Origin of the sequence: Vibrio sp. YQ_11 (assembly GCF_043103065.1) — a bacterium.
GTDB lineage: Bacteria > Pseudomonadota > Gammaproteobacteria > Enterobacterales > Vibrionaceae > Vibrio > Vibrio parahaemolyticus.
Window position 1 is genome coordinate 40,965 of sequence record NZ_JBICJM010000049.1, and the last position, 24,051, is coordinate 65,015.

Below are 24,051 nucleotides of genomic sequence, written 5' to 3' on the forward strand. Positions count from 1 at the left end.
TGGAGAGAAATTCAATGAAACGTGTCGTTCTTTACGTCAAAGACAAATGCCCTCACTGCAAAGATGCTCAACGTTATCTTGATTCGAAAAACATTAATTACCGCCTTTGTAACGCGAAAATGCAACGTGGTCGTAAAGAGCTTGATGCACTTGGTGCTCGCTCTGTACCTGTATTGAAGATTGGTGACCGAGTAATGATCGGTTGGAATCCGAAGAACTTCGAAAAGATGTACAGTGGCAGTTAATCGCCTATAAATGGATAGTGACAAGAGCTTCTGAAATAAGAAGCTCTTTTTGTATCAGACGTAACGTTTCACAAAATCAATAAACGTCCGATCTGCGATAGATAAATACCCTTCTTTCCGCCAAGCTAGTGCCAAATCGAGCGTTACTGGCGGATGAAACGGAATGCCAACAACCCCCTTCTCGTTTTGAGTAACAAGCTCAAGCAGGGCCGTAATGGCAAACTCCTGCCTGACGATGCTCAATATCAGCGGCAGCAAGTTGGTTTCAAAGGAAGACTTCATGCTGAAACCGTGCTCTTCACTGACATGGTCTAAGAATTCTCGATGAAAATATCCGTGCTGAAACATCACCAATTCATGCTCGAAAAATTCATCAAACGTTATGGCTTCACGCTGCGCTAGCTCATGCTCGGGAGCAACAACGGCCACCATTTGGCTGCTGAACAAATGGTCCGTTTCTAGATCTTCAGGTACATCGTCACAGCTGATCACGCCGATATCGAGTTGTCCATTGAGCAACATTCGACGAATAGATTGCGTGCCAGCCTCAACAAGCGTCAGTTTTAGATCGGGAAACTGACTCTTAAACGCCATCACGATGCGCGGGAAGAAGTAACTCCCCATCATAGAAGGCGTGCCGAGGCGAACTTCTCCTTTCGCTAAACCTTTTAGTTCATCAATCGCTAATTGCGCATCGTGCAGTTGTTGAATCACTCGCTGCGCGTGAATGAGTAAGGTTTCCCCCTCTTTCGTTAGGCTGATTTTCTTATCTTCACGACGAAACAACGTCACGCCGAGTGACTGTTCGAATTTTTTTATCGAAATGCTTAACGCTGGTTGCGCGATATGAAGTGCCTTAGCTGCGTGAGTGACATTGCCATGCTCAGCAACAGCCAGAAAATGTTTCAGTTGTTTTGATTCCATAAGATCAAAAATATATCGTATCCATATTTTTAATATATTTTTTTAATCCATATCCAACTGATAGATTGATCACAATCTCCCTTATTGCTCCTATCAGGCAGGAAACATGGTCAGCTTTGGTACTCCGGAATACAAACGCATTACGCTATCTCTGGCGCTTGGCTCTTTTTTGGTTTTTTCTAACCTATACCTTTTACAACCTATGCTGCCGACCTTCGCAACGCTGTTTTCCATTTCAGAAACGCAGGTTAACTGGTTGTTTGCTGCCTCAACGTTAGCGCTTTCATTCAGTTTGGTGCCAATGGCGGTCTTGTCCGAATCCATTGGTCGTAAGCCAGTGATGATGGTTGGCTTGTTCTCTATTCCTGCCATTTCTGCGCTGATGCTACTTGGAGACTCATTTATATTTTTGGTGGCATGCCGAGCATTAATCGGAATCGCTTTAGCCGCATTTGCCGCTGTTGCCGTCGCATACATGGCAGAAGAACTTGATAAGCACGCATTTTCAATGGCCATTGGTACTTACATTGCAGCAAACTCATTAGGTGGCATCGCAGGACGTATTAGCGGCGGTTTGTTGGCGGATAACTTTAGTGTCGATGTCGCCATCGAAGTCATGATGGTTGTAACATTGATTGGCGTAATCTGCGTTCACTACTTACTGCCAAAACAACGCAACTTCACACCGTCATCCAGCAGCTTAAGACACCAAAATCGTGCCATTATTGGCCACTTCCGAAATCAGCGGGTTTGGTTTGCAATGCTCATCGGCGGGCTTAACTTTGCGTTGTTCGTCAATCTTTACTCAGTGATGGGCTTTCGTTTGGTTAGCGCGCCGCACAACGTTCCGGTCGGTCTAGCATCGTTGATATTCATCTGTTATCTGGGAGGAACTTTTTCTTCTCGATGCGCAGGGCATTGGAGCAAACGTTACTCTTCTATTCTAGGTATGTTCATAGGCGCTGTGGTTAGCATGGCAGGCATGTGGATTGCGGCTTTTGAGAGCCTCGCCGCTATGCTTATCGGTCTTCTGCTGATTAGTTTTGGCGCGTTTTTTACCCATACTTTGGCTTACGGCTGGGTAGGCCAAAACGCAACACAAGCAAAAGCAACCGCAACAGCTTTGTACTTGGTGCACTACTATGTTGGCGGAAGTTTAGGTGGTTTTTTATTGCTCTACTGTTGGCAACATGGCGGTTGGTCAACCGTACTGCTTGGCGGAAGCGTTTTGTATGCCGTGATGTTTGCTGCCATTGCCTATTTAAAACACATTTGTGAAAGCGTAGATACCGACAGCAACACTGATGTAGCAAGCTTGGGAAGAAGTTAATCGACTTCTCTGCTATGCTTGCGCCAAATTCATAAAAGCAAGAAAGTCGTATGCCAACGAGCTCAACACAAGAAACACCGAATACAGATATTAAGGCGATCACGCAACAAGTCGAACAATGGCTTAATGATGTCGTGATTGGTCTGAATTTGTGTCCTTTCGCTGCAAAGCCGCAGCGTAACAAACAAATTAAGATTTTTGTCAGCGAAGCAACACAAGAAGAAGCGCTGCTTGAGGATATTCTGCTGCAACTTATTGAACTCAGCACCACCGAACCAGAAAAGTTGGAAACAACATTGGTCGTCGTACCTAACATGCTGCAAGATTTCTGGGACTACAACTTCTGCATCGATTGGGTTGAAGGACTTATAAAACAACAGGATTGGGAAGGAATATTCCAAGTGGCGACTTTCCATCCCGACTATTGCTTCGGTGGTGCAGCACCAGAAGATGACGAGAACTTAACCAATCGATCACCATACCCAATCTTCCATCTTATTCGAGAAGAGAGTATGGAAAAGGTGTTGAAGCACTACCCTGACCCTGAATCGATTCCTGACACAAACATCGCGCGAGTTTCTGCTCTTTCAGAAGAAGAACGTAAAAAGCTCTTCCCTTATCTATTTCGTTAAGCCACAGTTTAGAACCTCAAGAGACGATTTCTAATCAGTTAGATTCTGATCTCTTGGGGATTAAAGTGCGGTTTGGTATCATTGCCCCTTCAATCGATTCAATGGACATTAGAATGCAACTGTCAAAGCTAACCCAAGAGATTTTTGATCACTTATACCGTGACATCACCGAGTTCCGTAGTACGTTCGACCTACCAGTCGCAGACGCTGCAAGCCTAGATGCACAAGCAGACACACTACACACCTCTTTGGCGATCGAAGAGCTAACAGAGCTAGCAGAAGCAGATTGTAAAACTGAACAAGCCGATGCGATTGTAGACAGCGTTTACGTTCTAATGGGTCGTCTAGTTCACCTTGGTCACAGCAAAGTAGAAGATAACCTAGCGATCAGCTACCTCATTGATCTTTTACTGAACGTTGCAGTAAACCGCGGAATCGACTTTATTCCTTGTTGGGACGAAGTTCATTCAAGCAACATGAGCAAAGTATGCCGCAATGAGCAAGAGTATACTGAGACCGAAGCCTTCTACGCAGAGCAAGGTATCAAGTTGATGGCTGTACAAAAAGGCGAATACATCATCGCAAAATGTGCACAAGACTTCGTGTCTGAAGGAAAAACCGTACGTAAAGGCAAAGTGCTCAAGTCGGTTTACTACCGTCCAGCGGACTTAAAACCGCTAACTCAATAAATACTTGGTTAAGTATTCAAGAAACAAAAAAACGACCTTATACGGGTCGTTTTTATTTTATCAGCACAAACCTAGGCTCTAATCGAAGATCAAATACGGTCTCTCGTCTATCATCACTTTTCTGACCTGAGTTTTGAACACTTCAGCGAGACCAGCCTCGGAGAGCACGTCATCCGCCCTGCCCGACGAATGCAACACACCATTACTGAGCAATAACACTTTATCGGCATGTTTAAGGGTGCGATTCAAATCATGATTCGCCACGAGCACGCCAATACCTTGCGCCGCGATAGCATTGATTAACTGATACAACAAACCTTCTTGAGCAATGTCGAGCGGAGCGGCTGGCTCATCTAAAATCAACAACTGCGAGTATGGATTTATCGTTCTCCACACTTGTAAGCATACACCCGCTAAGCGTACGCGTTGCCACTCGCCTCCTGATAGCGTTTGAATGCTGCGGTGCAGCTTATCTTGCAGTTGGACGAGCTCGACCACCATATTAACGGCATCACGAACTTTACCATCAGTGATCGCAGTGCCACTTGGCAAGGACAACGCAAGATATTGAAAAACATCGACGTTAAATGCAGGTCTAGATTGCTGACATAAGTAACCGCGAACATAAGCTTGTTCCGACAAAGATAACGTGAGCAAGTTTTTGTCATCCACATGAACTTCACCGCTCGCTCCGTCCCTGCCAGTTAATGTGCCAGAAATCGCTGCGAGTAACGTACTCTTACCAGAGCCGTTTGGTCCGACAACGTGGACGACTTCGCCAGCTTTGCATTCAAATGAAAGTGGCAGTAAACGACTTCCAACCGCTATATGCTTAACGCGCATCATGACTCTTCACCAACATCCAAATGAAAATAGGCGCACCGATAGAAGTCGTCATCACACCTAAAGGCAGTTCTGCGGAATCCAGCAATAGTCGCGCACCAATATCTGCAAAAACAAGCAAAGCTGCGCCAAATATCGCCGACAGTGGCAACAAGTAACGGTTTTCTGTGCCAAATGCTAATCGCAGCAAATGCGGAACCACCAAACCAACAAAGCTAATGATGCCACCTAATGCGACGGAGCAACCAACCAACACTGAGATAGCTAAAATCAACTTCCAGCGCATCTGATGGACATCGACACCGAGTTGAGTGGCATGAATCTCTCCAAGCATTAACTTATCGAGCGGTTTACCTTGGCAACATAGCCAAACTAGAACAGGGAACATGACTAATGTTACCGAGTGCTGATACCAACTCGCGCCACCAATGCTCCCCATAAGCCAGTACATTAGCTGGCGTAGGCTTAAATCATCACTGAAGTAAAAAGCCCATGTCACGATGGCACTGGATAAAATACCCAACGCGACACCGACTAACAGTAAACGCGCTGTCGTGAGATGCATCGCCCGAGCAATACCAACCAATATCAGCGTGAACAACATCGAGCCAGCTATCGCCGCCAGCATAAAGATCATAGGCGTTGGCAGCACAGGCAATGCAAACATCACCAAAACCATCGCCAAACTTGCGCCCCCAGAAATGCCAAGCACGCCCGGCTCTGCCAGCACATTCCCCAACAAAACTTGTAGTGTGGCACCAGATACGGCCAATGCAGCTCCTATCATTGCTGCTGCGACCAATCTTGGCAGACGCAAATCCAGTAATAGCTTTTGCTCAAATATAGAGAGGGATTGAAAAGGAGAAAGGAAAACCTCCCCGACCATCAAATGAATAGTAGAGAGTAAAACGAGTACGACTGACATAATCACGAGATTACGCTGCCAGCGTCGCTCCTTGTTCAAGATAAGTTGTTGAAAATCCATAGTGGCCGATAAAAACAAACGAGGCTTAACCTTACAGTTAAGCCTCGGTAGATTGCAATTAACTTCTGAGAGTAATGTTGGATTAATCGTAAACCAACTCACCCTCTTCAAAACGCGTTTTCACTTCACAAACCATCAGTGCGGCACGTTGACCAATAGCAACATGACGATTTGGGAAGACAATCGCTTCGTTGTCATTTTTAGCCATCAGAGGCTTGTCGCCATCATGACCAAAGACTTCACCATGAACAAACGAAGTAAAATTCTCCACGTTGTCGTCAAACATGAAATCGAAATCATCATGCAAGCGGACGATAGTGCGACTTACGCGATATTTAATACACGGTTTCGATAAGTGCTCTGGCTGAGCTTCTGCAATCAAATTACGCAGAGCCAAGTCAAATGCCGTTAATCTGTCCAGAGCGTTTTCACCAATTCTGGCGACGCGGCCAAGCTCCATCGTTAGCGCTTGTGCACCGTAATTCTCTGCACTGTACCAACTGAACGTACTTGATGGTGAATTGGATAACAACACAGCTTCAATATGCGCACTATCGAGAAAATCTACCAACGCTTTGCTGCGAACTGGGTGGCGCGTTTTTGGGCTTACCGCAAACGTGTAATGTTTCGAACCACGAATAGCACAATGCAAATCTAGGTGCCAACGCGTTTTTGGTTCTGTATCTTGATAGAAATCTCGCACCAACAATTTCAGCGTATCAGCAATCGCCAGTTCTTTCGTTGGTTCGTGCTCTTTTTCATCGAATAGACGATTGAGGTTTTCTTCTAGGAATCGTGTATGCGCCAGAGTTGACTCAGGGTGAGCAATAATGAATAAGCAACGTGCATCGACTTTCTGGAATCCAGATTCGATGTCTTTGATGATCGAATCCACCAGCTCCATCGGTGCGGTTTCATCCCCGTGAATACCACAAGAGATGATGATGTTCTTCGTTTCCTGAGTCGGGTTTTCAGGAATGACTTCTAGCACACCACGCTGATAGAGTTTGAGTTGTACGCCGTTTGATAGCACCTGCTCCGCTGGCGCTACATCAATATGAACATCTAACGTGTCAGTTAAAAACGATTGGCGAAAGAGAGACTTCGTCATGCGTTACTCCTTAATAGCACGGCGGGTATGTTAATAAATTGTACAAAGGATTTTTGTTGCTGCGATCTCACTTATGAGTAGAAACCGCTAAATTTATCAAAAATCCGATACCCATTTGCGCCATGCACTCAAATCAAGCATTGAGGCGTTTATTTTTTAAACAATTACAAAGTGTTAGGGCTGTGAACTTTACCACAGCCTTCTGTAAGATCATTATGATTTGATCAAGTTTGAGTGTCTGTTAACCTTTTGAGCCGATTTTTTCGGCGGTGTGCGGATTCTTTATACAACACATGGTCATTTGCTTTGTCACTGCTTCTATGAGCAAACGGCTATGCGAACCAAAGATACCGCCAGTACCACCAAATAGTTCGAACTGAAGCCCTATCCGAGCAAGATTTATCGACTAGAGTCAACAGAACTCAACCTCTTATTGGCTACGCTGCGCAAGTAGGCGTTCAAACTCATCGACTTTGTCGCGTACGAGCTCCACGCTTTGTTGCCAGAAGTCTGGTTTGGTTAAGTCCATCGATAGATGTTTTTCAACCACCTCTTCTGCCATCATGTTGCCAGTATCACGCAGTAAATTAACGTAATCAATGTAGAAGTTTTCACCTTTAGCTTCACGTTGCGCATAAATGCCTTTACTGAACAAGAAGCCGAATAGATACGGATAGTTATAGAAACTCACATCGGCAATCGAGAAGTGCAGCTTGCTTGCCCAAAAATAGGGGTCAGCTTCACTCATCACGTCTCCGTACCAATCTTCCCACGTTTCTGACATCAGATTACAGAAATCCTGAGCGGTTAATTCTCCCTCCTGACGACGTTCGTAGAATGCTTTTTCAAACTCGTATCGAACAGGAATATTGATCATTAACGCCAGCGCAGAAGACAACTCTTCCCACAGCATTTCGAGTTTGTCGTCCACACTTTCTGCTTTCGAGATCAAATGATCGCGTACGATATTCTCTGCAAAAATAGAAGCGGTTTCTGCCAGTGTCATTGGGTAGTAAGTTTGGCAAAGCGGCAGATCTCGAATAACCCAGTTATGGAAGGCATGACCAAGTTCGTGAGCCAATGTCATCAAATCAGAACGGCTACCACTCCACGTCATGAATACCAACGGTGTGCGCGTGGCTGGTAGCTTAGTGCAGTACGCCCCCAAACGTTTATTGGCATTGGGCGCGGCATCAATCCAACCGTTTTGAACCATTAAACGCACAAACTCAGACATCTCTGGGTTGACGGTTTCAAACGCTTCGCAAATCACATCGATTGCTTCATTGAAATCGTAGACTTTAGCATCACCGCTTAATGCAGGCATTGCGGCAAGGTGGTTCCACGGCTTCATCTCATCCAAACCGTGCACTTGCGCCATCAGTTTACCGGCTTTTTGGCCAATATCACGACTGTCCTTCGCCACTTTCATCATGGCAGCCAAGGTTTCAGATTGAATGCGGCTACCGTACAAACTTGGTTCTAAAAAGTGTACCTCTCGCTTAGTCGAGCGCTTTTTGTTTTCAGTTAAACGCCAGCCTGCAAGTGCATTTAAAATCGCGGCGAAAGACTCTTGGTGCGTTTCCATTGCTTTTTGGACGCCACGCCATGCCGCTTCTTGGCGGTCAAACTCTGAACCGTAAAGGATACTTGCAGCTTGGGAGAAACCGAGCTCTTCAGTAGTGCCATCAGCATGGTCTAACGTAACCTTTAACGAACCCGTCAAGTTGTCGTACAAATTGCCCCACGCAGATTTGCCATCGACACTCATCGCAGCTAAAAGCTTCTCTTCTTCCATACTCAAGCGTGTATCTGCCAGTTTTCTCGACTCCATAATAGAGAAAGCTTGACCGCTGATGTCTGGATTTTCGTGATCGAGAACGCGAGCAATGAACTCATCATCTGCATGCGTTAAGGTAAGTTCGAAAGCACTAAACGCTTGAGACAATTCAGAGAAAATACGCATCATACGACCAGAAAGCGCTTTCGCTTCGGCGTTAGTAGCGTTCACTGATGAGTAGCAATTGGCGAAGTTGTAGACCGTGCCCGCCAAGCGACTTGCTGCTTCGTTAGTCAGAATGGCATTTTGCATCACTTCAACATTTTCACAATCTTGCGATTGCTTATTCAGCAGGTCAATACATTGCTCAACAAGTGCGATATCGTCTTGAATTCGAGGGTCGGCAAGGTCGTTGTAAACGATGGATAAGTCCCAACTAGGAGTGGTCATTTTTTAGAGTTCCTTTTGATGTAATCGAATCGGTCTTTCCTCTTCCTCCTAACAAAATAGGATTTAGAAAGCCGATTTCTTCCATGACTAGGGCTGCTTTTCTTCCTTGATTTGTTTCGCGTTGAAGGCCAACAGCGCCTGATTTTAATCTTCTACAAGAGGCACGCCTATTGAACGAACTGAGGCGTAAACTTGGTCATCAATAGTAATTGTTATATGAGTGACTGAGGCATTTCCTATCGCCAATGTCGAATACCATTGAGGATTGCGCCAATCCACGCCCAAAACATGAGCGAGAATTATTCGAATTACGCCACCATGCGTGACAATTAACAAGTTGTCATTGATATCGTTAATGATTTGAGACCAAGCGCGACTAACGCGCTGAGAAAATGTGCTTAAGCTCTCGGCATTAGGCAACGAATGGTGAGCGGGTGATTGCCAAAAGGCATCGAGTTTTTTCCAATGTTCAGTAAGCAAATCAAATGGCATGCCATCGAAGTCACCAAAGTCCATTTCTTGCAGATCGTCTTCGGTGGTCATTGGCAACAATTGTTGCTCAGCTAATATTTGCGCCAAATCGTGACAACGAGAAAGCGGCGACGATATTATCCCCGCTACGTCGTATCCTTTGGTTTTCCAAGCCATGGCGATTTGCTGCTGCTCGGCCTCTTTCACTTTGAGATCAGTCTGACCATGTAAGCCAGGCGCTGCGTCTACTTTTCCATGACGCATAAGATAGATATTGAGCGTTTTCATTACCTTCGTATCCTATTCTTTAAGAACCAATGGCAACCCTGCCGCAACAAACGTTACTCGAGAGCATACTTGAGCAAGTTGTTGATTCATGCGCCCTGCATTATCAACAAAATAGCGGCTCACAGCACCCAGCGGCACGATGCCCATTCCCACCTCGTTAGAGACAAAAATCAGTGTCGCGCGAGAATTTTCAACCGCTTGAGTGAGCTTTTCTATCTCTTGTTCTAATGACTCGTTACGACAGGCTTCACCTAGCTCAAAAATCCAGTTGTTCAGCCACAGCGTTAAGCAATCAACCAACACAACGTCATTAGCATCAAAATGAGCAAGTAAATCAGGAAGTCGAAGGTGGCATTCGTGTTCATGCCACCCTTCCCCACGTTGAGCTTGATGATGCTTAATCCGCTCTCGCATCTCATCATCAAATGGCAACGCAGTAGCGACATAATGTAATGACTTGTTCTCCTTTTCGGACAACTGTCTTGCGGTTTGTTCAGCAAGTTTCGATTTTCCTGAACGAGCACCACCGAGAATTAACTGCTTCATATATTTTGATAAAACGCGATTAGAGTAAGGTAAACCAAGAGTTCAGAAAGCTGCTGCGCTGCACCTAAGCAATCGCCAGTAAAACCGCCAATGCGCTTAGTCAGCCAACGTTTGAATGCCAATCGAAATGCAAACAAAACGATGACGATAAATGATGTCTGCATTACCCCGAGAAAGAGCGAAACCACGCCCGCAGTAAACAGCAAAATGGCAACTTCAGACGAGGACTGCTTGTTCGCAAGCGGCTTGCTTTTCGAGGTGTCACTGTCACTCACATAAGGCATGTCGTAAATTAGCGTTGCAGCGAGGGCACGACTCGTGGTGTAGGCCACAACAATAACGAGCCAAAAATCAGGCAAATGCACCAACTCGCTCCAAAGGACAAACTTCGCCAACAACGCCATCACTAATGTTGCGGCGCCATAAGTCCCGATGCGGCTGTCCTTCATGATAGAAAGACGACGTTCAACCGTCATACCGCCGCCAATGCCATCCGCCATATCAGTCAAACCATCTTCGTGAAAAGCACCGGTGAGCAACAGGCTGAACGCCATGGTTAATACAAGAGCAACGGAATCAGGGAAAATAAGTTGAGTGAAGTAGAACACAAGCGCGCAAAGCACACCAAGAATCACACCAACCAAGGCAAAATATCGCCCGGCTTGGTTCATACGCTCTTCGCTGTAAGGTAAGTCACTCGGTACAGGCAAGCGGCTAAAAAAGCTCACAGCCAAGAGGAATAGCTCCATTTGATAGCGTAGCGTTGCTTGTCTTGAACTTTTTGACTCAGACACTAAACCGTTACTCCTGCACTCTCAAAACTGGCCATTTTATTATAGAACTGCGCAGCGGCCTTCAATAGCGGCAATGCCAACGCAGCACCTGTTCCTTCACCGAGGCGGAGCCCTAAATCCAGCAAAGGTTCGGCTTTTAATGACTCCAACACAAACTTGTGTCCGTTTTCTTCTGAACGATGTGCAAACAGCATGTAGTCACGTGTTTCTTCGTCTAGTAACGTGGCAACATACGCCGCGACAGAGACAATAAAACCATCGACAAGCACTGGCGTTTTTAAACGCTTCGCCTCAAGGAACGCCCCGACCATCTGTACGATTTCAAATCCACCAACTTGCGATAATACGGCTTTGGCGTCTAGACCTCGACAACGACTTACCCCTTGAGCAACCAACTTTAACTTTCGGCTCAACTGCTCTGAGTTGATGCCCGTACCAAGACCAACACAGTGGTTTACCTCAAGCGGGCTGAGTGCCGCCAATAATGCGGAAGCCGAGCTGGTGTTTCCAATCCCCATCTCACCAAACATCAGTAAGTTAGATCCTGAATAGATGGTGCTTTGCGCCACTCTTGCACCATATTCCAAACCAAGCGCCACTTGTTCAGAAGACATCGCCGCTTGCTTTGAAAAATTGGCAGTGCCATTTCCTAAGCGCTGCTCAATTAAATTCGGATGAGATTTAAACTCAGGAACCATGACTTCGATTGGCGCAAGCATACCGCAGTCAATCACTTTGAATTCGATTTGGTTTACATCGCAAAAGCAGTTAATTGCCGCACCTCCAGCAAGGAAGTTTGCAACCATTTGCTGGGTAACTTCACTCGGTGCGATGCTAATGCCTTCTTTCGCAACACCATGGTCGCCAGAAAACACCAACATCGTTGGCTTGCGAATAACAATCTCTTCTACGGCTTGTGCTTGATCTTGGCTTTGAATCAACGCTAACTGCAATGCGACTTTTTCTAGCAACCCTAGAGCACCTAAGGGTTTGGTTTTGTTATCAATGCGCGTTTGAATATCTGCGGAAAAAGAGCAATCCATGTTTGGTATTCCTTCAAGTAATTGGTGTTCGTTCGATAGAAACGTTGTCTACAGTTGCGTATGCATTACGACGAGACAAGATAAAAGGCTGACGACGAATGAGAGAATAAGTGTACGCCTCTTTCATTCTATTTCATCTGATTTTCTCTTTTTGCTGATGTTTTTAGCATTCTGACTGTCATATTGACAATAATATGATTCTAGGTGGCTGTTTTTACATAAATAGAAAAGTGATACGAATACATATCACCTGGGTATCCAGCACAAAAAACCAAGCCTATACAACCAAGCAAATCATTGAAATCTATAACCAAAAAACAAACCAAAGTGACTAAAACCAAGCATTTATAACATGTCTAACACCTAATAAACTCAACGATTGGCACAACAAATGCTTGAATTAATTCGTCCCAATAAAATGGAGAGAGAATTATGTTTGCCAATCAAAGTCGTCGCCCTGCTAAGAGAAGCAAGCCCAAACCGCAGCGCAAAACCCGGCGCTCAATTCCCTTATCACTCTCCTAAGCCTAAGACCCGTAAATAACGGGTCTTTTTTTAACATGCGATATCGAGCTCGCCACTGCACAAATTTGATGGTGAGTTGCGGCTTATTCTTGCTCTTTCAGCGTGTTGGCATAAGCTACTAATGCCTAAGCACTTGTTCTCTAAAGAGGAAGCATACAATGACAAACGATGTTAACACTTGCGTAATCATCGCTGGCGCAACTGGGTTAGTCGGCAGCAAAGTGGTCGAAAACCTCATTGCTCAGTCAGGTATTTCTCATTTGTACTCCCTCTCCAGACGCCCACTTAAAGACATTTATGACCCAACAAACAAGATCATTCCAATCATTGATGCAGAGCTCACTATTCATCAATGGAATGAAAATCAAACAACGCCCGATATAGGTTTCATTTGTTTGGGCACGACTCTCAAGCAAGCAGGCAGTAAAGAAAACCTACGTAAAGTCGATGTCGAACTGGTCACTTCGGTCGCACAGCAAATGAAAATGGTCGGCGTAAAACGCCTTGCGGTGGTGTCTAGTTTAGGTGCCAACCGTTCCTCTCCTTCTCACTATCTTGCTTGCAAAGGACAAATGGAGCAGAACATTGAAAAAATGGGATTTGATGAAGTGGTGTTTGTGCGTCCAGGCCCTTTAGTTGGTGAACGCGATCACCCGCGAAGTGATGAAAAGCTTGTTCAAGCTTTATTCAAAGTCATTCGCCCACTTATGATAGGGAAATTGTCTAACTTTCTGCCGATTAAAGCCGAAGAAGTGGCCAAAGCGATGATTTATCAAGTTTACAGTTATCAGGAAAATTCGGTTGTTTATCTACAAAGAAAAGAAATGCTCGACCTACTGCATCATTATGACTAGTCATTTTGCTTAAAAATCACGCTAAACAGTAAGTTCACGAGATTTATCTCTCATTTTATATTCATTTTAGATCTATCTAATACCTGTTTGTCATTTTTAAAGTTATATCCTGAGCGTTATCTTACGGCATCAGTATATAACCCCGTATAAAAAACAGTCGGCGTTTCACGCCAGATTGATAAGGTCAGATTATGGATTTTGCAGTGATAGCCTCTCTTGCCGTGTTTATAGGCATATTATTCTTTCTTTTTACCCAGCAACAAAAACAGAACACCCTTTCTCGTCTCGTTTTAATTGGTCTTGTTACTGGCTCTCTTTTTGGCTTGGCTCTTCAGCTTATTCACGGTGAAGGCAGCGACGTCATTTCGAAAACACTAGAATGGGTTGGTATTGTTGGTAGCGGCTATGTCGGCTTGCTAAAAATGGTGATCATGCCACTTGTGTTGGTTTCGATGATTTCTGCGGTAGTAAAACTAGAGAAAGGTGGCTCACTTGGCAAAATCTCTGGTCTGACGATTTCTGTGTTGCTAGTCACCACAGCAATTTCGGCTTTGATCGGTATTCTTGTTACTTCTGCGTTTGGTCTGTCAGCGGAAGGGCTAACTGAAGGCGCTCGTGAAACGGCTCGAATTGCGGTTCTTGAAAGCCGAGCGGGTACAGTAAGCGATCTAACCATTCCACAAATGCTAGTAAGCTTTATTCCGACAAACCCATTTGCAGACTTAACGGGAGCACGCTCAACCTCAATCATTGCTGTTGTCATTTTTGGTGTACTAACTGGTATTGCAGCTCGCAAAGTAATGATGGAAAAAGAGGAATTGGAATCACCAATTCGCACGTTTGTTGAAGCGGCTCAATCTATCGTTATGCGCTTAGTAAAAATGATCATGGCGCTTACACCTTACGGTATTGCTGCATTGATGGCGAAAGTGGTTGCAACCTCAAATGCATCCGACATCCTAAACCTACTTGGTTTTATCGTCGCGTCATACGTCGCTATTGGTTTGATGTTTGTTGTGCACGGCATTTTGGTTTCATTCGTTGGCGTTAGCCCTGTTGAATACTTCAAGAAAATTTGGCCTGTATTGACGTTTGCGTTCACTTCTCGCAGTTCGGCGGCAACCATCCCATTGAATATTGAAGCGCAAGTGACCAAGCTCAATGTGCCACCAGCGATCGCGAACCTATCTGCTTCTTTCGGTGCAACAATTGGTCAGAATGGTTGTGCGGGTATCTACCCTGCGATGCTAGCTGTGATGGTTGCCCCAACAATGGGTATTAACCCACTAGACGTAAACTTCATTCTTTCTCTGATTGCGATCATTACTATCAGCTCGTTTGGTATTGCGGGCGTTGGTGGCGGTGCAACATTTGCGGCATTGATTGTTCTTCCAGCAATGGGCTTGCCTGTAACGATCGCTGCACTTTTGATCTCAATTGAACCTCTGATTGATATGGCTCGTACTGCGCTGAACGTTTCTGGCTCAATGACGGCAGGCACCATTGCAAGCCGAGTGTTGAAGTCCTCAGAAGCTGAAACGGCTCTTGAAGAAACGAAAGCCTAATCCTTATTTGCTGCCTAAGCAGACAAATGCAAAACTTCAAGCCGATGGTTCGCCATCGGCTTTTTCATTTTCACAACTTCACCTTGCATCTTTCGTTGCTAGTCAAGGCGTTGAATGGTCTAATACTCTTATCGGTTCCGTAAACGGTAAGCAGAATGCACCAAGATAATCAGCCCACTTTTTTCTTCTTTGACTACGAGACTTGGGGTACAAATCCCGCGAAAGATCGTCCAAGCCAATTTGCTGGTGTTCGCACAGATGAAAACTTCAATATCATCGGCGAACCTCTGGTGATGTACTGCCAGCTTCCTGCTGATTATCTACCTTCTCCGGAAGCTGCATTAATTACCGGCATTACGCCGCAAAAGGCGATGCAAGAGGGTCTATCCGAGCCTGAGTTTATTGCTAAGATTCACGCCGAGTTATCGAAGCCAAAAACCACCAGCCTAGGCTACAACAGCATTCGTTTTGATGACGAAGTGACGCGTTACACCTGTTACCGCAACTTTATCGACCCATACGCGTGGAGCTGGCAAAACGGCAACTCGCGTTGGGACTTGCTCGATGTATTGCGTGCATGCCATGCGTTGCGTCCTGAAGGCGTAGAATGGCCCGAGAATGAAGACGGCTTCACCAGTTTCAAGTTAGAACATTTATCGGTTAAAAATGACATTGAGCACAGTAATGCGCACGACGCGATGGCTGACGTTATCGCAACGATTGAGATGGCAAAGAAAGTCAAAGCCGCACAGCCAAAGCTGTTCGATTACTTCTTTTCTATGCGCCATAAACGTAAGCTGAATGAACTGGTTGATATTGTAAACATGACACCGCTGATGCATGTCTCAGGCATGTTAGGTCGCGAATGCCAATACACCAGCTGGATTGTGCCTGTCGCGTGGCATCCAACGAATAACAACGCGGTTATTACGATTGATTTAGCCAAAGATCCGCAGCCAATTCTTGCACTTTCAACCGAAGAGTTGCACGAACGTCTCTACACCAAGCGTGAAGACCTCGGCGACCTACTACCCGTACCGGTGAAACTGGTTCACCTCAATAAGTGCCCTATTTTAGCACCAGCGAAAACGTTGACGGCGGAAAACGCAGAAAACATCGGCATTGATCGTCAGAAGTGTCTCGATAATTTGGCACTACTTCGCCAGCACCCTGAGATTCGAGAAAAACTAATCGGCTTGTTCTCTATCGAACGTCAATTTGAAAAAAGCGATGATGTGGACACTCAACTTTACGATGGTTTCTTCTCTCCAGCTGACCGTGCAGCGATGGATATTATCCGCGAAACCGATCCAAACAATCTTGCTGCCTTGGATATCGAGTTTGACGATAAACGCATCAAACCGCTGCTATTCAGATACCGTGCTCGTAACTTCCCTGGCACTCTCGATGAGCAAGAGCAACGACGCTGGGCACTTCATTGCCGAGAGGTATTTGAAAGCCAAATCGAAGAGTATATGCTGAATTTAGAAAACTTAGTTCACGAACATGAAAGTGACGAAAAGAAGATTGCAATATTAAAATCCGTTTACCGTTATGTAGAGAGCCTAGCCTCCTAATTTCTACTTATCCAAGCGCACCTTAGGGTGTGCTTGTCGTTTATATGCTGTCAAAATGATAAAAGATCGATTCTTACAACTGATCCAACTGCTCATCTCCCTCTTCCTCATCATGGGAGCACTTGGAATCGGAATTACTATTCAAAAATTCACTGGCGTTTCTGTTCCCGGAAGCGTCATCGGTATGCTTGTACTGTTTTTCTCCATGACACTTGGCCTTGTCAAAGTGGATTGGGTCAAACCGGGCGCAACGCTATTCATTCGCTACATGATCTTACTCTTTGTCCCAATCAGTGTGGGACTCATGCAGCACTTCGATATGCTACTTGCGAATGCATTGCCAATCATAGCTAGTGCAGTCGGTGGTTCACTCATTGTCTTGGTCAGCCTTGCTTGGCTACTGGACTACTTGCTAAAGGAGAAACATTAATATGTGGTTAATTGTCACTATTGTCGTTTTCCTGATTGCTCGCCAAATCGCAATTAAGATCAACAGCCCACTTGCAAACCCTTTGTTGATCAGTATTGCAGTACTGATTCCTTTATTAACGTACCTCAATGTACCGTTTGAGACATACTACGCCGACAACGAAGGCATCAGCTTTTTACTACAACCAGCTGTTGTAGCTTTGGCTTACCCTTTGTACGAGCAACTTCCTCAAATCAAAGCCAACTGGCGAATCATCACGTTTGCTTGTACGCTCGGTAGTATTATGTCAATGGCAACCACAACCCTCATCGCCGTTGCATTTAAAGCTGACATCAGTTTAATCGCGAGCCTAGTAGGTAAGTCAGTGACCACTCCGATTGCAATGGAAATCTCAAGCCACCTTGGTGGCGAAGCGGCAGTCGCTGCAATCTTAGTACTGATCGTAGGTCTTCTTGGCGCTATTTTGGCGTACCCAATCTACAACCTAATCGGCATTAAGCATCCAATTGCTCGCGGTTTGACGATGGGCACAGTATCGCACGCGCTGGGTACTGCAACTTGCGCAGAGAAACAACCTGTCGACGCAGCGTTTTCATCGTTAGCGTTGGTGCTATGCGGCATCATCACTTCCATTCTCGCTCCGAGCTTTTTTGGTTTAGCAGTCTGGCTATATCAATAAGTCATTGTGACGGTCTGTCCTCCCTCCGACAGGCCGTCACTTTCCTTTTCTCATCGTAGTACGCTGTTGAAAACGATTTTCGCTACAAAGCACACTTCCCATCTAACGTGTCCCAACAAGATTCATAACTAAACGCTATCTTTCGCTGCTAGCATATTTTCATTACTTGGGTATATGAATATCCATTGATATAGTTATTTATGAGACGAAGTTAACGCTCAACACGATTGCAATCGAATACATGTGTGAGCTCACTCTAATTATGTAACAGAAATATCAATTGCATTATTTAACGTGATCTAAAGCACGGAACATTTCTCTCCTTTGCATAGAATAACTGTCCATGCAATAACAAGGATTCAACATGAAAAGTCGCATTGAACAGGCGCTAGCAAGCGCTCCTGAAGCACTTTCAAAACAACTTGCTCCTATCGTCCTAGCCGACGATTTTGATGCTACTCTTTCAGCGCAGCAGTTTGAGCAATTGCTTTCAGCTACCAGCCTATCAGATAAAGAGCTGCGTGTTGCTCTACTTCCTTTTGCCGCTGCATATTCTTACGCTCCTATTTCTGAGTTCTATGTTGGTGCAATTGTTCGAGGCTTGTCTGGCCGTCTGTACTTTGGTGCAAACATGGAGTTCTTTGGTGTTCAGTTAGGCCAAACTGTTCACGCAGAACAATCTGCAATTAGCCACGCTTGGATGAAAGGCGAACACGGTGTCAAAGACATCACCATCAACTTTAGCCCTTGTGGTCACTGCCGCCAGTTTATGAACGAACTGTCGACTGCTAAAGAGTTGAAAGTTCAGCTACCTGAGCGCGACGAAAAGTCATTACATGAATACTTACCAGAAGCTTTTGGTCCAGCAGACCTTGGTATTGAGTCTGGTTTGATGACCGAAGTAAAACACCAATTTGTGTGTGATGATGAAGACGCATTGATTCAACAAGCCGTCGAAGCGATGAACATGAGCCATGCGCCGTATACCAATAACCTCAGTGGTTTGGCATTAGAGCTCGCGAACGGTCGTGTGTTTAAAGGTGCTTATGCAGAAAACGCCGCATTTAACCCAAGCCTTCCACCGCTGCAAGTAGCACTGATTCAAGTGTTGTTGGCAGGCGAAACCTTCGACAGCATTAAGGCTGCCGCTCTAGTTGAAAACTCTGAGGGTAAAATCAGTCACCTAGCAGACACACAGTCTTCGTTAGAAGCGCTAAACCCAGATATTCCCGTCAGTTTTGTTAACGTATAAAATTCACTAATATGTCATTAAAAGCTCTACAACATGTAGAGCTTTTTTATTGACAAAAAACCACAAGCAAACGTTTGCTTCGCAATGAAAAATCAGTATGATCCCCTGCAATTTCTGTCTCATCACTTTATTTTGTAAGGGAACACTATGTTCGGTACTGCAACCAGCGCAAATGCTACCCGTGTATTACTATTAGGCTCTGGTGAGCTTGGTAAAGAAGTGGCAATTGAATGCCAACGACTAGGTCTAGAAGTGATTGCTTGTGACCGTTATGCAGACGCACCTGCGATGCAAGTCGCTCATCGTAGCTACGTGCTCGATATGTTGGATGGTAAAGCTCTAGAAGAGATCATAAACAAAGAGCAGCCAGCTTACGTTGTTCCAGAAATAGAAGCTATCGCGACCGATAAACTTGTCGAGCTTGAAGAGAAAGGCCTGAATGTTGTGCCAACTGCGAAAGCGACCAAGCTCACCATGAACCGTGAAGGCATTCGTCGCTTAGCCGCAGAAGAACTAGACCTATCCACCTCCCCTTACCGATTTGCAGACAACTACGATGACTTTAAAGCCGCAGTAGAGCACGTAGGTATCCCATGTGTGGTCAAACCTGTCATGAGTTCATCTGGCAAGGGACAGAGTGTCATCAAAACGGAAGACGATATTGAAAAAGCATGGGACTACGCACAAGAAGGCGGCCGAACTGGCGCAGGTCGAGTCATCGTTGAAGGCTTTATCGATTTTGATTACGAGATTACTTTGTTGACCGTTAGAGCAGTGGACGGCGTTCACTTCTGCGCGCCAATTGGTCACCGTCAAGAAGATGGTGATTACCGTGAATCATGGCAGCCACAAGCAATGTCGGAAAATGCAATCAAAGCAGCAGAGTACACGGCAGAGAAAGTCGTAAACGCTTTAGGTGGGTACGGTATTTTCGGCGTAGAGCTCTTTGTTAAAGGTGACAAGGTTATTTTCAATGAAGTGTCTCCTCGTCCGCATGACACTGGCATGGTTACGATGATTTCTCAAGAAATGTCCGAATTTGCTCTTCATGTTCGCGCATTTACTGGAATGCCGATTAACAAAATCGTTCAGTATGGCCCTTCTGCATCAGCGGTGATCCTAGGTCAAGGCACATCAACGGACATTCGTTTCGACAACGTTGCGAAGGCTTTAGCGCAACCTCAAACTCAAGTGCGCTTATTTGGCAAACCAGAAATCGATGGTCGTCGTCGTTTGGGTGTCGTGTTAACTCGCCGTAAAGCTATTGAAGAGTCTGTTCAAGACGCGGTCGAAAACGCAAAGAAAGTAAAAATCGTTTACTAATCTTTGAGTTCTCAATAATCAAAAAAAGCGCAGCTTTATATCGCTGCGCTTTTCTTTTATTTGCGAGTTCTATTTATAAACTCACTAGTACGGAAATCGTCTTACTGAGCTTCAATTAAGTACACTTCTTCAGAGAAGCGGCTTAAACCCTTCTTCGCGATCTTTGGATGATGTTCATCAGCTTGATCGACGTTTAAGCATGTTACCTTGTAGCCTGCAAACAACTGTTGAATTTCTTCCAATGGCACACTAAATGGAGGACCAGCCATTTCCTCTTGCGGATAGTTCAATGTCACAAGCAAAATACGACCGCCCGGATTCAAAAGCTGCTTCAAGCGCGCTACGTACTCTTCTCGCATATCTTGCGGCAAAGCCACCAACGCAGCGCGATCATAAACGATATCGGCTTGAGAAACTGGAGCAGTAAAGAAATCACCAGTATAAATCGACAGTTCATCAAACTGATACAACTCGTGCATACCACTAATTGGGGTCACAGTTGGTGTATAAAAGTGTTCAGCAAAGAAAGAACGCACCGCTATTTGACTCAGCTCAACCCCTTCCACAGAATCATGTTTCGTTGCTAACCAAACGAGATCTTCAGACTTACCACACAAAGGAACCAAGACTTTGTCTTCACGTTTCGGATTCGCATGGTGCCAGTACGCTGGCAATAGAGGGTTCACATCTTCCAAATGAAAACCGATTTGATTACTGGCCCACTTACTGTGCCAAAATTCTTGATCTCTCATTCTTACTTTCTACTTGTTGGCTGATTTTCGTTTTGTGGGGTAAGACTAATGATTTTTTTAAATTTGTCTATGCCGTTCATCTTTGGTTAATACTGCGATGATAGGATGTCATCGTTCCTTGGAGAACAAACTCTTTATTCTCTATGCAGAATAAAGAAAAGAGAAATGGTGATCTAACGCACGATTCCTCCAAAAGGTTAATTTTTAGCCTTGGGATCTTTCGGAAAGTCCCCATAAATAAGTTAGTACCTAATTTGCCCAGTCTTAGCGACTTTTACGTTCCCATTTTCTAAGTGCAAGCAAGTTAAGGAGAGTGAATGAGCTTATTTCTACGTACTACAGCATTGATGCTTTTGGTACTAAGCCGTGCGCCGGCATTCGCCGCACTTCCTAATGCCCCAAGTAATGAACAAAATCGTTCCCCTAGTCAAAACGAGGTTTGTTCTAAACTATTTAAACACAGCCTTAGCGGCTTGTATGGAATCCAATCCATCGACTCTCGTCCAACCCAGCCTTATTCAGATTTCGATATTCTTTACAGCAAAGCGCATCAAGCCCAATTCGAGCTTGAAACCATTTGTAAAAGTACCGCCCTACTCAACGATGCTCAGCCATATTTCGCTGGCGTAAAATCTAAACATCGCGCCGAAGAAAAAATCGCACATGAACTGGATGGCCAAGTAGAACGCATTACTGACTTAGCTCGTGCGACTATTGTGGCGGAAGATGTGGCAAGTTTGGTCTCTATTTACGAAACGCTAGAGCGCGAAACAACTATCGTTAAAGTCAAAAACCGCTTTAAGAAACCTGGCCCTTCTGGCTACCGTGATCTGAACTTGTTAGTCCGTTTGCCAAAAACGAATTTGATTGCAGAAGTACAGCTGCACTTAAAAGCGATTGCGGATGTAAAAAATGGTCCTGAACACGACCTGTATGAGCAAATTCAAAAGCTTGAACGTCAAGCATCAATGGAAAAGCGAAATCTAAGCGAGATTGAAATGGCTTCCATTAAGAATATGCGTAGCCAAGCGAAAAACTTATACCAACAAGCATGGCAGCCTTACTTAACGACGCATTTAGAAGCGGCATAAACAAAACGCAGCCTGAGAAACAACAAAACCACCGCAATGCGGTGGTTTTCGTTTGTATGAAACATCAAATTTCATACATAACAAAAGACCACGACTAAGCGTGATCTATTTGATTGGTTTTACTGTTCTTTTTTTAGATTTTCTACACGAGCTTTTAACTTCTGGCCCGGGCGAAACGTAACTACACGTCGAGCAGTAATTGGAATATCTTCACCGGTTTTCGGGTTACGACCAGGTCGTTCATTCTTGTCACGAAGATCAAAGTTACCAAAACCTGACAGTTTTACCTGTTCGCCACTTTCCAGTGCCTTACGAATCTCTTCAAAGAACACTTCCACCGTTTCCTTGGCGTCCCGTTTACTAAATCCTAATTTATCAAACAGGTTTTCTGCCAATTCGGCTTTTGTGAGCGCCATAAAACTTTCCTCAAAGCTATGTTAAACAATGCTACCTAGTGTAGCGCCAGAGCAGTTTTACCCTACCAATTCAACAACATATCGGGGTTACATCAGGAAGTGTATGACAAGCTTATGATTTTCGCCAACTTTTTTCTTTGCGAATAAAAGGAATGCCGATGTATAAATTATTGTTAAATAGCGACATTTCAATATTTTTTGTTTAGTGAATGCTTAATTACAAAAAATATCCAGTCAATATGACTAAACAATAATAACAAAACAACATTAATCACTATTTAATAAAAATATCAGAGATTGGCTATTTTACAGACACATGACATAAAACTTGTCGGTATTTCAGTGATTTGTATGTAACTTGATACGTAACAATTAGTTCAAAGGTACGACCACTCCATATAGCTAATGTGCTTTGAGAAAGCTTGATTTAATCCACGGTTCTCATTGTTTCACCATGACGCAATGCATAAAGGTTTGATACTGTGATTACCACTTAGTTGATTAACCAACTAAGCGCACATCTACCTCATATACACTAAGGCGACCATGATTAATCAGATCATTAATATTCTTTTTCCTGTGTTCGCTCTTGTCGGTGTGGGCTATCTTGTCGGGCGCTATATCAAACCTGATTTTCGCCCTATAAATCGAATTAATATCGATGTATTCACGCCAGCTCTGGTGTTTTCCTCATTAGTGAGCATGCCGCTCGACTCTGAACAAGGCCCCCTACTCTTAGCCGCCATCATTGCGGTTTTAATTCCGGGGTTACTCATGATTCCGATTTGTAAAATCACTGGGCTAACATTTAAAGCTTGGGCTCCACCTCATATGTTTCGAAATAGCGGGAACCTTGCGATACCGTTGTTCACTTATACATTTGGCGAAGTTGCCCTTTCTTCTGCTGTACTGCTGTTTGTAGTATCAGCTTGCTTACATATCAGCGTAGGTGTGATGTTGTTAAGTAACGGGAATCCATTGAAACAAATCATAAAGATGCCAATTTTCTTATCGGCATCGCTCGCATTATGTTTGAACTTATCAGGTATTGGCGCGTGGACACCGTTGTATGAAGCAACAGCACTACTAGGGCAAGCCGCTGTTCCGGTAATGCTGCTTTCTCTTGGCTCACAAATGTGTCATCTAAGACTGGATGGATTAAAAGTTGGCGTTTTGTGTACCGTTCAATCGTTAACGACTGGCGCAATCGCGTTTGCAATCATTTATTGGCTTGTTCCTTTACCAACCATGCAACTACAAATGATGGTGCTGTTCACCATGCTCCCTCCGGCGGTCATGAATTATCTATTTGCAGAGCGACTGAACATCGAACCGATGACAGTGGCGTCCATGGTGTTGTTTGGGAACTTCCTTAGCGTATTGACGTTGCCATTGCTCCTAAGTTACACACTGTCGTTGGCTTAAGTGAATCTTGAGAGTCCATCGTTGCTGTTGG

At 44.7% G+C, this 24,051-nt stretch carries 24 protein-coding genes; 13 read left to right on the forward strand and 11 right to left on the reverse strand.

Going from position 1 to position 24,051, the window contains the following annotated elements; translation table 11 throughout:
* Positions 1-14: 14 nt before the first annotated feature.
* On the forward strand, positions 15-245 hold the full coding sequence (locus tag ACF8EG_RS20465) for a glutaredoxin family protein (protein WP_005454961.1): 231 nt from the start codon (positions 15-17) through the stop codon (positions 243-245).
* 54 nt (positions 246-299) lie between these two features.
* Here the strand turns inward: ACF8EG_RS20465 and ACF8EG_RS20470 are convergent, their stop codons facing one another.
* Complete coding sequence (locus ACF8EG_RS20470) at positions 300-1,169, reverse strand: LysR family transcriptional regulator (RefSeq protein ID WP_005486629.1); 870 nt, start codon at positions 1,167-1,169, stop codon at positions 300-302.
* Positions 1,170-1,275: 106 nt separating this feature from the next.
* On the opposite strand from ACF8EG_RS20470, the gene ACF8EG_RS20475 reads away from it, so the two are divergent.
* From ACF8EG_RS20475 to ACF8EG_RS20485, 3 genes are all read left to right on the forward strand, one after another.
* Positions 1,276-2,499: an MFS transporter gene (locus tag ACF8EG_RS20475; protein WP_020903888.1), complete on the forward strand. Its 1,224-nt coding sequence runs from the start codon at positions 1,276-1,278 to the stop codon at positions 2,497-2,499.
* A 50-nt stretch (positions 2,500-2,549) separates the two neighbouring features.
* Positions 2,550-3,131, forward strand: a complete 582-nt coding sequence (locus ACF8EG_RS20480; protein ID WP_025818220.1) for a DUF1415 domain-containing protein — start codon at positions 2,550-2,552, stop codon at positions 3,129-3,131.
* A gap of 113 nt (positions 3,132-3,244) precedes the next feature.
* Positions 3,245-3,820: a nucleoside triphosphate pyrophosphohydrolase family protein gene (locus tag ACF8EG_RS20485; RefSeq protein WP_005454856.1), complete on the forward strand. Its 576-nt coding sequence runs from the start codon at positions 3,245-3,247 to the stop codon at positions 3,818-3,820.
* 78 nt (positions 3,821-3,898) lie between these two features.
* Here the strand turns inward: ACF8EG_RS20485 and btuD are convergent, their stop codons facing one another.
* The 8 genes from btuD to cobT all read right to left on the reverse strand — a co-directional run bounded on the left by btuD (position 3,899) and on the right by cobT (position 12,131).
* Positions 3,899-4,666 carry a vitamin B12 ABC transporter ATP-binding protein BtuD gene (gene btuD / locus ACF8EG_RS20490; protein WP_029787539.1) on the reverse strand — a complete coding sequence of 256 codons (768 nt, stop codon included), beginning with the start codon at positions 4,664-4,666 and terminating at the stop codon, positions 3,899-3,901.
* Entirely contained in the window at positions 4,653-5,648 is a 996-nt protein-coding gene (gene btuC / locus ACF8EG_RS20495) for a vitamin B12 ABC transporter permease BtuC (protein WP_025818219.1), read from the reverse strand. The genes btuD and btuC overlap by 14 nt, the downstream gene beginning before the upstream one ends.
* Before the next feature lie 82 nt (positions 5,649-5,730).
* Positions 5,731-6,759 (reverse strand): succinylglutamate desuccinylase, encoded by a 1,029-nt coding sequence (locus ACF8EG_RS20500; protein ID WP_005454962.1) that lies wholly within the window; start codon positions 6,757-6,759, stop codon positions 5,731-5,733.
* A 430-nt stretch (positions 6,760-7,189) separates the two neighbouring features.
* Positions 7,190-8,989 (reverse strand): M3 family oligoendopeptidase, encoded by a 1,800-nt coding sequence (locus ACF8EG_RS20505; protein WP_029798021.1) that lies wholly within the window; start codon positions 8,987-8,989, stop codon positions 7,190-7,192.
* Positions 8,990-9,133: 144 nt separating this feature from the next.
* Positions 9,134-9,748, reverse strand: a complete 615-nt coding sequence (gene cobC, locus ACF8EG_RS20510; protein WP_069490530.1) for an alpha-ribazole phosphatase — start codon at positions 9,746-9,748, stop codon at positions 9,134-9,136.
* A gap of 12 nt (positions 9,749-9,760) precedes the next feature.
* Entirely contained in the window at positions 9,761-10,294 is a 534-nt protein-coding gene (gene cobU / locus ACF8EG_RS20515) for a bifunctional adenosylcobinamide kinase/adenosylcobinamide-phosphate guanylyltransferase (RefSeq protein ID WP_025501126.1), read from the reverse strand.
* Complete coding sequence (locus tag ACF8EG_RS20520) at positions 10,291-11,043, reverse strand: adenosylcobinamide-GDP ribazoletransferase (RefSeq protein WP_069490548.1); 753 nt, start codon at positions 11,041-11,043, stop codon at positions 10,291-10,293. Before ACF8EG_RS20520 ends, cobU begins: the two co-directional genes overlap by 4 nt.
* 44 nt (positions 11,044-11,087) lie before the next feature.
* Positions 11,088-12,131, reverse strand: coding sequence for a nicotinate-nucleotide--dimethylbenzimidazole phosphoribosyltransferase (cobT, locus tag ACF8EG_RS20525; RefSeq protein ID WP_025553309.1), 1,044 nt, complete (start codon positions 12,129-12,131; stop codon positions 11,088-11,090).
* Between the two features lie 683 nt (positions 12,132-12,814).
* Between cobT and ACF8EG_RS20530 the strand changes: the two genes are divergently transcribed.
* The 7 genes from ACF8EG_RS20530 (at position 12,815) to purT (ending at position 20,336) form a co-directional block, all read left to right on the forward strand.
* Entirely contained in the window at positions 12,815-13,510 is a 696-nt protein-coding gene (locus ACF8EG_RS20530) for an NAD(P)H-binding protein (RefSeq protein ID WP_017448627.1), read from the forward strand.
* A gap of 191 nt (positions 13,511-13,701) precedes the next feature.
* Positions 13,702-15,075, forward strand: coding sequence for an L-cystine transporter (locus ACF8EG_RS20535; RefSeq protein ID WP_005486634.1), 1,374 nt, complete (start codon positions 13,702-13,704; stop codon positions 15,073-15,075).
* Between the two features lie 155 nt (positions 15,076-15,230).
* Positions 15,231-16,652, forward strand: coding sequence for an exodeoxyribonuclease I (gene sbcB, locus ACF8EG_RS20540; protein WP_069505094.1), 1,422 nt, complete (start codon positions 15,231-15,233; stop codon positions 16,650-16,652).
* Positions 16,653-16,707: 55 nt separating this feature from the next.
* A complete protein-coding gene (locus ACF8EG_RS20545) occupies positions 16,708-17,082 on the forward strand; it encodes a CidA/LrgA family protein (protein ID WP_005455074.1) in 375 nt (124 codons plus the stop codon).
* 1 nt (position 17,083) lies between these two features.
* Positions 17,084-17,761 carry an LrgB family protein gene (locus ACF8EG_RS20550; protein ID WP_024701131.1) on the forward strand — a complete coding sequence of 226 codons (678 nt, stop codon included), beginning with the start codon at positions 17,084-17,086 and terminating at the stop codon, positions 17,759-17,761.
* Positions 17,762-18,125: 364 nt separating this feature from the next.
* Positions 18,126-19,013, forward strand: a complete 888-nt coding sequence (gene cdd / locus ACF8EG_RS20555; protein WP_069505092.1) for a cytidine deaminase — start codon at positions 18,126-18,128, stop codon at positions 19,011-19,013.
* Positions 19,014-19,160: 147 nt separating this feature from the next.
* Positions 19,161-20,336: a formate-dependent phosphoribosylglycinamide formyltransferase gene (gene purT, locus ACF8EG_RS20560; RefSeq protein ID WP_069505091.1), complete on the forward strand. Its 1,176-nt coding sequence runs from the start codon at positions 19,161-19,163 to the stop codon at positions 20,334-20,336.
* A 101-nt stretch (positions 20,337-20,437) separates the two neighbouring features.
* Here the strand turns inward: purT and ACF8EG_RS20565 are convergent, their stop codons facing one another.
* Positions 20,438-21,088 carry a thiopurine S-methyltransferase gene (locus tag ACF8EG_RS20565; protein WP_005480776.1) on the reverse strand — a complete coding sequence of 217 codons (651 nt, stop codon included), beginning with the start codon at positions 21,086-21,088 and terminating at the stop codon, positions 20,438-20,440.
* A gap of 317 nt (positions 21,089-21,405) precedes the next feature.
* Between ACF8EG_RS20565 and ACF8EG_RS20570 the strand changes: the two genes are divergently transcribed.
* Positions 21,406-22,179, forward strand: coding sequence for a phosphoribosylglycinamide formyltransferase (locus ACF8EG_RS20570; RefSeq protein ID WP_005462651.1), 774 nt, complete (start codon positions 21,406-21,408; stop codon positions 22,177-22,179).
* Positions 22,180-22,298: 119 nt separating this feature from the next.
* Here ACF8EG_RS20570 and ihfA read toward each other — a convergent pair whose 3' ends face one another.
* The gene (ihfA, locus tag ACF8EG_RS20575) at positions 22,299-22,595 is read right to left on the reverse strand and encodes an integration host factor subunit alpha (protein ID WP_005462650.1); all 297 of its coding nucleotides are present in this window, start codon (positions 22,593-22,595) and stop codon (positions 22,299-22,301) included.
* A gap of 546 nt (positions 22,596-23,141) precedes the next feature.
* Between ihfA and ACF8EG_RS20580 the strand changes: the two genes are divergently transcribed.
* On the forward strand, positions 23,142-24,020 hold the full coding sequence (locus ACF8EG_RS20580; RefSeq protein ID WP_069490526.1) for an AEC family transporter: 879 nt from the start codon (positions 23,142-23,144) through the stop codon (positions 24,018-24,020).
* The last annotated feature ends 31 nt before the right edge of the window (positions 24,021-24,051 follow it).